We start from the raw sequence: 8,837 nt of genomic DNA, 5'->3' as shown, positions 1-8,837 counted from the left end.
ATAACAAGGTCATTCGCCAGATCCCAAGCGAAGAAGCTTTGGCCAGGCTGGAGATGATCCAGCGCTATCTGGAGCAGAGTGATTATGGGGATGGTGAAGTTCGCGAGGCCATTACAGGCATCTTGCTTAATCAACACTCCTAAACAAGCCCCCAGCCCTTGGGGGCTTTTCCTTTCTGCGAAAAGTGAACATTTTTCTCAAAATTGTCCTAAAGAATCCCGGTGTGATGACGATAACCTAAGTGAGGGCGACGGAGAGCGACCTTCAATAAAAATAAATACTTGCAATCACACAAGGGAGAGATCATCATGGCTATGGTCATCAACACCAATATGGCGTCTGAAAACGCCGTTCGTCTTCTGGACGTAGTTTCTCGTTCACAGAAAGTTTCCATGGAGCGCCTGACATCGGGCCTCCGAATCAACCACACTGCTGATGATGCCGCAGGCAAGGCTGTCGTTACCAAGATGGACTCCCAGATCCGCGGTACCGATATGGCCATTCGCAATGCGCAGGATGGTATCGGCGTTGTCCAGACCCTGGATGGTGCGGTAGAGGAAGTGGTCAATATGCTGCAACGCATTCGTGAGCTTGCGGTGCAGATGGCCAACGATACATACACTTCCGCACAGCGTTTGGATGCGCAATATGAAGTTTCACAGTTGAAGATTGAGATCAGCCGGATTGGGCAGACGTTGAAGTTTAATGGTATAGCACTTCTGAATGGTTCCAATGCTGGGTTGAGTATCCATGCGGGATGGGAGGCAGACAAAGCTAATGAAATTTCGATTCCGCTGGTTTCCATTGCGGCGGCCAATGCAAATATGAGCTTTGGCGGGGCAAATGTCTCCACTCAGGCCAGTGCCCTGAAAACGCTCAGCCGAATGGATCGCGATATTTCCTATCTGAATCTCGTGCGCGCGCAGTGGGGTGCAATTCAGAACCGCTTTGAACATACCATTACCAACCTGCAGAACGTCAATGAAAACATCAAGGCGTCTCGCAGCCGAATTCAGGATGCCGACTTCGCTCGCGAATCGGCCAACCTGGCACGGACTCAGGTGCTGCAGCAGGCAGGCATGGCCATGCTGTCACAGGCAAACCAGCAATCACAGCAGGTCGTGCAGCTGCTTAAATAATCCATAAACATAACAACAGAATAGTGTGATAATTTAAGGGACAAAACAGCCAGGGCTGGGCCCGGAAAGCGGCGCAAAGTTCCCTTGTGTGTTGGCGGCACCTCATCCTTTGTGATGACGGCCGCTTTTTTTGTTGGCGCACGGGTGAAAAAAGTCTTAAAATCAATAAGAAAGGAGGGGCGTATGCTGCCGGAACGCATTACACCATCCGTTTCTTATCCTTCAGAACCTGGCCGCCTTGTACCTCAGAAAGAGAGGGGTGGGGACTCTGCCGGCTTGTCGGATGCAGCGAACCATCTGGCTGAAGGCGCCGCCCGTTCTTCATCCGAGCAAGCGCTTCCTGAGTTCTTGTCAGATCTGGCGCGTGCGTCGGCAGATTCCAGATCTCATGATCATCAGGTGCGACCTGACGAAATTTCCGAATCCACTCGCCAAGCCTTTGCCAGCCGCAATATACGCATCGCGTTTGAAATCGACAAGGAAACCCAGCGCATGTTCATTGCCCTGCGTGACATGCAGACCGGTGAGCTTATCCGCCAGATTCCACCGGAAGAACAGCTGCGCTGGGCCGAACGTATTGATGCCTACCTGCAGTCTCTCCAACTGGCGCGTGAAACCGATACAAGCGGTGAGAAGGGCCTGTTGCTCTCTACTCGCGCCTGAGTGGCGCATATCTTGCTAAGCCCGCTGCGGCAGGAAACACCTCAACTTATTGCTGTTGCTGTCGATAAAGTCAGTATAAAGAGACATACACAGCGACCAGAGTAAAGGAATTACCCCATGGCAAGTGGAACCAGTGATATCGGACTTGCACTGCTGAACAGCATGGGCGCCAGTCAGTTTGACGTGAAAACCATGGCGCAGGTGCTGGCGAATGCCGACGTGGCGGCGCAGCGCACTAATCTGGAAACCAAACAGCAGAAGCTCAACTACAAACTGAGCGGCTATGACCTGCTCAACCAGGCGCTTAACGGTTTCAACAGTCAGGTGCAGTCGCTGCTGTCGCTGGATACCTTCAATAAGAAGACCATCTCATCATCGGACGAGAGTGTTATCAGCGCTGAAGCCACTGGCAAGCTGGTGCCGGGGACCTATCAGGTCGAGGTACAGCAGTTGGCGACGCACCATACCTTGGCGACCAATACGGACTTTTCCTCCACAGCCGATGTGGTCGGCGAGGGCACATTGAGTATCACCGTAGCCGGCGTGCAGCACGACATTACCATTGACAGCAGCAACAATACCCTTGAGGGCATTCGTTCGGCCGTAAATAGCGCCAATATTGGCGTTTCAGCCACGATTGTGAATACCGGAAGCGGCTACAAGTTGATGTTCACTGCCAGTAATTCCGGTGCAGCCAATGCGATCAATATTTCCGTTACGGATAGCGATGGCAACAATACCGATGCGGTCGGTCTGTCTCAGCTTATCAATGCAAACATGCTGGAAACTGTTGCTGCCCAGGATGCGCAGATTAACGTCAATGGCCTCACCATTACCCGCAGCACCAATGTGGTAGAGGACGTCATTGATGGCGTACGCCTCAATCTCAAATCGGCCGCGCCCGGGCAGGTCAAGACGCTCACCGTGGCATCGGACACGTCCGGCGCCAAACAGGCGGTGCAGGATTTTGTCGATCTCTACAACAGCCTGCAGGACGTGTTCAAGATATTGAGCTCCTATGACAACACGCCCAGCGAAGAAGATCCCACATCGGGCGCATTGAAAGGCGATTCTACCCTGCGCATGCTCAAGGATCAGGTGCGCAATATGATCGCGCAGCCCATTTCGGGCAGTGGGCCATTCAGTAGTCTGGCCGATCTGGGCATTCTCACCAACCGGGATGGCACGCTGGAATTTGATGCAGCCAAGCTGGATCAGGCCTTGAGTGCCAATCCTGAAGCTGTGGGCAAGCTGTTTGCTGCCAGTCTGGACGCGACGGATCCTCTGGTTCAGTATGTGGGCTCCAACGACAAGACGCCGGAAGGAACCTGGGACCTGTTTGTATCCCAGGCGGCGCAGCAGGCAACCTTGACAGGTGCAAATCTGGGGACGGGTGCGGGCGCTAACATTACGCTGGATGGCACCAACAATACCCTACAGGTGACTGTGGACGGCACCCAGACCGCTGTGCTCAATCTGGCTGCCGGCACCTACAGCAAGGACCAGCTGGCCAGCCTGATTCAGAATGCCATTAACAATGATGCCAATGTGGCCGCCAAGGGCAGCAAGGTGCAGGTTCGCTACGATGGCACCAATGATGCGTTTGTCATTCTGTCCGAAAAATATGGCAGTGCTTCCAAAATCTCGCTGGACGCCGGCACGCTGCTGGACAGTGGTGTGGTGGGCTGGACCAGCGGCAGCAGTGCCACCGGTCAGGATGTGGGCGGTCAGATTACGGACCCTGTCACGGGCAACTCCTACACCTTTACCGGACAGGGCAAAACTGTAAAAGTCAGCGACTATGCGCTGGACGGTCTGCCCAAGGGGCTGGAGCTTACCATTGACGGCTCGGCCACCGGTTCGCGCGGTACCATTACCTTTCAGCGAGGCATAGCTGATCAGATGGTGACGCAGTTCAAGCAATGGATGAGCAGCGACGGCGTGGTCGGTCAGAAGCTGGACAACCTGCACAAGAAAGAGCAGGAATATGCCGAGCAGCAGGAAAAGATCGATGCTCGTTATGAGCGCCTGGAGCTCAAATATCGTATTCAGTTTGGACAGCTGCAGTCGGTGCTCAGCAGCATGAAGCAGACTCAGGCCTCGCTGGCCGCTCAGCTGGCGGCCCTACAGCCCAAGAATGATCAGTAATTAACAGACCGCACAAGGGAGAACAGGGATGTACAACAAACAGAAAATCCTGCAGCAGTACAAGAACACGGACGTAGAGAGTCTGGTCTTCAGTGCCACGCCGCACAAGCGGGTATCCTTGCTGTATGAGGCGGCCATCCGCCATGCACGACTGGCAAAAATTGCTGCTGAAAAGAAACAGATCGAGCCGCGGGCGCTGAATACCGGCAAGCTGATGGATATTGTCAGCAGCCTGCGCGCCAGTCTTGATCATGGCAAGGGAGGGGAGCTGGCCCAGCAGCTGGACGCACTGTACGACTTTATACTGCGCCACGCACTGGAAGCCAGCAAAACCTCCAGTCCGGAAAAATACGATGTCATCGTGGAGCTGCTGAGCACGCTCAAGGATGGCTGGGACAATATGCCCGAAAAATACCGTGTACTGGATGATGGGGCGCTGGAGAAGTTGCGCGCAGAAGCCGGCTGACATGAGCAACTGTTATCTCACCTGCCTGAATCTTTCTGCACTGATGGAACAGGCCATTCAAAAGAGGGCGTGGGATCAGCTCCAGTACCTTCAGGCGCGCTGGCAGCACGAAGTGGCGTCCTGCATTCAGACAATGGAGGCGGAAATGGAACGGGATGATGTGTTGGAAAAGCTGATGCGCCTGCTGGAAGATGTGCAGCAGAAAACACAGCTGCTTGAGGCTGCCATGCAGGCCCTGTCCCGCGAACATCAGCAACAGTTGGCCGGGCTGCAGAAAACACGCACCTATTTACGTGCCGAATCTTAATGCCAAAATTTTGACATTTGGCTTTTGCGTCTGTATAAATGGCCTGAAATCATTTCAGGCCATTTTTTATGCATCCTGCTCTGGACAGTTTGATTGGTCGCAGCCCCGCCATGGTGCGGGTCAAAAAACTCATTCTTCAAGTGGCGCCCACCGATGCCACGGTCCTTATTCTCGGTGAATCCGGTACGGGCAAGGAAGTAATCGCCCAGGCGATTCATCGCGCTTCCAACCGCTGCGAAAAACCCTTTGTCCCCATTAATTGCGGTGCCATTCCAGGTGAACTGCTGGAATCTGAACTGTTCGGTCACGAAAAAGGTGCCTTTACCGGTGCCATTACCGCCCGCAAGGGCCGCTTCGAGATGGCTGAGAAGGGCACGCTGTTTCTGGACGAAATCGGTGACATGCCACTGCCCATGCAGGTGAAATTGCTGCGAGTGCTGCAGGAACGCACCTTCGAGCGCATTGGCTCCAACAAGAGCATTACCTGCGATGTGCGCGTGATCGCTGCCACCCATCAGAATCTGGAAGAGCGCATTGAAGAAGGCGAGTTTCGCGAAGACCTGTTTTATCGCCTCAATGTATTTCCCATCGAAGTGCCGCCGCTGCGGGAGCGAAAGGAAGACATTCCGCTGCTGCTGGAACATCTTTTTTTCCGCATTGAGGCACGTGGCTTTGAAACCCCCACGCTGGATGAGGATGCCATGCGTGCGCTGCAGTACTACGCCTGGCCGGGCAATGTGCGCGAATTAAGCAATCTGGCCGAGCGCCTTTCCATTCTCTATCCGGGCGAAACGGTGGGCTATGACCAGTTGCCCCCCAGGTACCAGATCGAATTGAGCGATGAAATGGTGCTGCTGCACCCACCCGAAGTGCCCGGCCTTGAAGCGTCCGATACGGACACCGCCTTGAAAGAGGAAGCCGATGCAGCAGAGCAGGCGACAGCAGACCCTCAAAAGGCCGATACGCAAGAGGGGGGTCCCCGACTTTTTACAGAACCCGAAAATCTCGATTTGAACGCAGGGCTGGATTTGAAGTCCTATCTGGTGGAAATGGAGAAAACACTCATTCAGAAGGCCCTGGCAACGACCCAGGGCAATGTTTCACAGGCGGCCAAACTGCTGAAGATGAACCGCACCACGCTGGTAGAGAAAATCAAGAAATATGGCCTCTGAAACTTCGTCTGCCGTTCGTGATGAACAGGCTCGCATCCGTGAGCTGGAGGAAGCCTTTGCGCTGTTCAATCAGACCTCGCTGCAGCTGACACAGGCTTACGAGGGCCTGCAGAAACAGCTGGCCTCGGTTCAGGTCGAGCTGGCGGAGGCCAACCAGGCACGTCGTGAATTGAGCGAGCGTCTGGAGCGCCTGCTCGATCTCCTCCCGGCGGGTGTGCTGCTGCTCAACGCGCGTGATGAAATTGTGGAAATGAACCCCGCTGCAGAGGCGATACTGGGCAAGGATGCCCAGGGGCGCCTGTGGGAAGTGGTGGTGCGCAACGTCTTTCTGCATGTGACCGATGTGGGTGAACTCATCACCCATGATGGCCGCGTCTATCAGCTCTCGTCGCGCACCCTGGATCAGCCCGCTGGACGTCTGCTGCTGATTCAGGACGTGACCGCCGCGCACCATCTTCAGCAGCACCGCAGCCGCCATCAGCGCCTCAACTCCATGGGGGAGATGGCTGCTTCACTGGCGCATCAGATCCGTACACCACTTTCCACCGCGTTGCTGTACATGAGCCAGCTCAATAACGACATGGACCCGGACAAGCGTCAGCGCTTTGTGGAACGTTCCCTTGGCAGTCTGCGCCATATAGAAGGGCTGGTCAACGACATGCTCCAGTACGCCCGCGGCGGCCGTAGCGCCAGCAAGCCGGTTGAAATCGAAACCCTGTTGACACGACTGCAGCAGGCACTCAAGCCCCAACTGGATGCCACCCACAGTACGCTGGCCATCCGCAATGACAGCGAACGCACACATCTCGTCGGCGATGAAGAAGCCCTGTTGACCGCCCTGCACAACCTGGGGGCCAATGCGCTGGAAGCCGGCAAGGAGGGTGTGCACGTGTCGATCGATGTGTGGGATCAGGAGCAGGCAGTCATGCTGAGCGTGACCGATGATGGCCCCGGCATTCCAGAGGAAAACCAAGAGCGCATCTTTGAACCCTTTTTCACCAGTCGCGCCCAGGGTACGGGGCTTGGGCTGGCGGTTGTGCGCGCCGTTGTAGAAGCGCATAATGGCACCGTATGGGTGCACTCCCGAGAAGGGCAGGGCAGCACCTTTTATATCAAACTTCCATTGCAGCAGAGTGAGCGAGACGGGTGACACTGGCCAAGATACTAGTCGTGGAGGATGACCAGCAGCTGCAGGAAGCGCTGGCTGAGACCCTCAGTCTGCACGGCTACGAAGTGGAGACCGCCAACAGCGCCGAAGAGGCACTCAAGGCGTTGCGCGGGGATATTGGCATGGTGTTTTCCGATATCCGCATGGATGGCATGGACGGTGTCACCCTGCTGCGGCGCATCCGCAGCCACAAGCCCTGGCTGCCGGTGGTGCTCATGACCGCGTATGGATCCGTGGATCAGGCTGTGGAGGCCATGAAACTGGGCGCGGTGGATTACCTGACCAAGCCCTTTGAGGCGAACGCGCTGGTGGAGAAGGCAGAGCGCTTTTTCAACCGGGTTGCCGCGAGTGAAGACGATTTCATTGCAGCGGACCCCACCACGCAGCAGATCAAGGCCATGGCGCGCAAGGTGGCCCAGAGCGACGCCAGTGTCTATATCAGCGGCGAAAGTGGCACCGGCAAGGAGGTGCTGGCACGGTATATCCACGCCAACTCGCCTCGCAAGGAGGCGCCGTTTGTCGCCATCAACTGTGCCGCCATTCCGGAAAACATGCTCGAGGCCGTGCTGTTCGGCTATGAAAAGGGGGCCTTTACCGGCGCGGTTAAATCCATGCCGGGCAAGTTCGAACAGGCGCAGGGGGGGACGCTTTTTCTGGACGAAATCGGCGAAATGCGTCCGGATCTGCAGACCAAGCTGCTGCGCGTGTTGCAGGAAAGGGAGGTGGAGCGGCTGGGCAGTCACGAGGTGATCCCGCTGGATGTACGCATTCTCAGCGCATCCAATATCGATATTCAGGCCGCCATTGAGCGGGGTGACTTCCGCGAGGACCTGTTCTATCGCCTCAATGTCTTTCCCATCCACCTGCCGCCGTTGCGCGAACGCAAGAAGGATATTCCCTACCTGGCCGAATACCTCATTCAACGCCACTGCGGGCGCAAGCGTGTCTGTCCGGTGCTGAGTGCGCCGGCGATGAAAAAGCTGCTGGAATATGACTGGCCGGGCAACATTCGCGAACTGGACAATGTGATTCAGCGTGCACTGGTGCTTGCTGAAAGTGAAACCATCCAACCGGAAGACATTCTGCTGGACAGTCAGAAGTGGCTCAGCGAGCTGGCGGGGCCAGCAAGCCTGATGCGGGATGTGGACGTTGTTCCAGCGTCAGCTGTGCCTGCTAAAAGCGCCAATGTCAAAATGGCCAATGAGCTCAAGGCACACGAGACGCAGGTGATTCTTGATACGCTGCAGCGCTTTGATGGTCATCGGCAGAAAACCGCCGAAGCGCTTGGGATCAGCCCGCGCACGCTGCGCTACAAACTGGCCAAACTGAAAGAGGCGGGCTACGATATTCCCTGATGTTGGGATCTTGACAGTGGCACAACCTTTGCTTTAACGGCCGTAACAGAGAAAACTTGAGAGTGCACCATGAGTCCAGTCAATACCCAGAATCTGTTGATGCAAATGCGCGCCCTTGCGGCTCAGGCCGAGCAGATCAAGCCGGATGCCGTTCAGCAGACTGAAGCACCGCAGGGTGCGGAAGCTTTTGCCGATCTGCTCAAGCAGGGCATTGAGGGCGTCAACGCCGAGCAGCACAAGGCCTCCGAGCTGAAACAGGCCTTCGAGTTGGGTGAGCCCGGCGTTGAGCTTTCGCAGGTGATGCTGCAGGCGCAGAAGGCGTCGTTGTCCTTTGAGGCAATGACCCAGGTGCGCAACAAGCTTGTGGAAGCCTACAAGGAAGTGATGAACATGCCGATCTGATCGGCCTACAGGAAACC

General features: G+C 55.8%; 9 protein-coding genes. All 9 read left to right on the top strand.

What is annotated here, in order from left to right:
* The first annotated feature begins 308 nt into the window (after positions 1–308).
* The 9 genes from BUQ81_RS05705 to fliE all read left to right on the top strand — a co-directional run bounded on the left by BUQ81_RS05705 (position 309) and on the right by fliE (position 8,820).
* Positions 309–1,139: a flagellin N-terminal helical domain-containing protein gene (locus BUQ81_RS05705; RefSeq protein WP_074201404.1), complete on the top strand. Its 831-nt coding sequence runs from the start codon at positions 309–311 to the stop codon at positions 1,137–1,139.
* A gap of 183 nt (positions 1,140–1,322) precedes the next feature.
* The gene (locus BUQ81_RS05700) at positions 1,323–1,802 is read left to right on the top strand and encodes a flagellar protein FlaG (RefSeq protein ID WP_074201403.1); all 480 of its coding nucleotides are present in this window, start codon (positions 1,323–1,325) and stop codon (positions 1,800–1,802) included.
* Between the two features lie 117 nt (positions 1,803–1,919).
* The gene (gene fliD / locus BUQ81_RS05695; protein WP_074201402.1) at positions 1,920–3,950 is read left to right on the top strand and encodes a flagellar filament capping protein FliD; all 2,031 of its coding nucleotides are present in this window, start codon (positions 1,920–1,922) and stop codon (positions 3,948–3,950) included.
* Positions 3,951–3,978: 28 nt separating this feature from the next.
* Positions 3,979–4,416: a flagellar export chaperone FliS gene (fliS, locus tag BUQ81_RS05690; protein ID WP_074201401.1), complete on the top strand. Its 438-nt coding sequence runs from the start codon at positions 3,979–3,981 to the stop codon at positions 4,414–4,416.
* A 1-nt stretch (position 4,417) separates the two neighbouring features.
* Positions 4,418–4,723: a hypothetical protein gene (locus BUQ81_RS05685; protein ID WP_074201400.1), complete on the top strand. Its 306-nt coding sequence runs from the start codon at positions 4,418–4,420 to the stop codon at positions 4,721–4,723.
* A 68-nt stretch (positions 4,724–4,791) separates the two neighbouring features.
* On the top strand, positions 4,792–5,895 hold the full coding sequence (locus BUQ81_RS05680; protein ID WP_074201399.1) for a sigma-54 interaction domain-containing protein: 1,104 nt from the start codon (positions 4,792–4,794) through the stop codon (positions 5,893–5,895).
* Positions 5,885–7,045, top strand: a complete 1,161-nt coding sequence (locus tag BUQ81_RS05675) for a sensor histidine kinase (RefSeq protein ID WP_074201398.1) — start codon at positions 5,885–5,887, stop codon at positions 7,043–7,045. The genes BUQ81_RS05680 and BUQ81_RS05675 overlap by 11 nt, the downstream gene beginning before the upstream one ends.
* Positions 7,042–8,418 carry a sigma-54-dependent transcriptional regulator gene (locus tag BUQ81_RS05670; protein ID WP_074201397.1) on the top strand — a complete coding sequence of 459 codons (1,377 nt, stop codon included), beginning with the start codon at positions 7,042–7,044 and terminating at the stop codon, positions 8,416–8,418. Before BUQ81_RS05675 ends, BUQ81_RS05670 begins: the two co-directional genes overlap by 4 nt.
* A 69-nt stretch (positions 8,419–8,487) precedes the next feature.
* Complete coding sequence (gene fliE, locus BUQ81_RS05665) at positions 8,488–8,820, top strand: flagellar hook-basal body complex protein FliE (RefSeq protein ID WP_074201396.1); 333 nt, start codon at positions 8,488–8,490, stop codon at positions 8,818–8,820.
* Positions 8,821–8,837: the final 17 nt, after the last annotated feature.

This window comes from Sulfurivirga caldicuralii (genome assembly GCF_900141795.1).
Taxonomy (GTDB): Bacteria; Pseudomonadota; Gammaproteobacteria; order Thiomicrospirales; family Thiomicrospiraceae; genus Sulfurivirga; species Sulfurivirga caldicuralii.
Note: the sequence above shows the minus strand (reverse complement) of the source record. Positions and strands in the feature narration are given on the sequence as shown.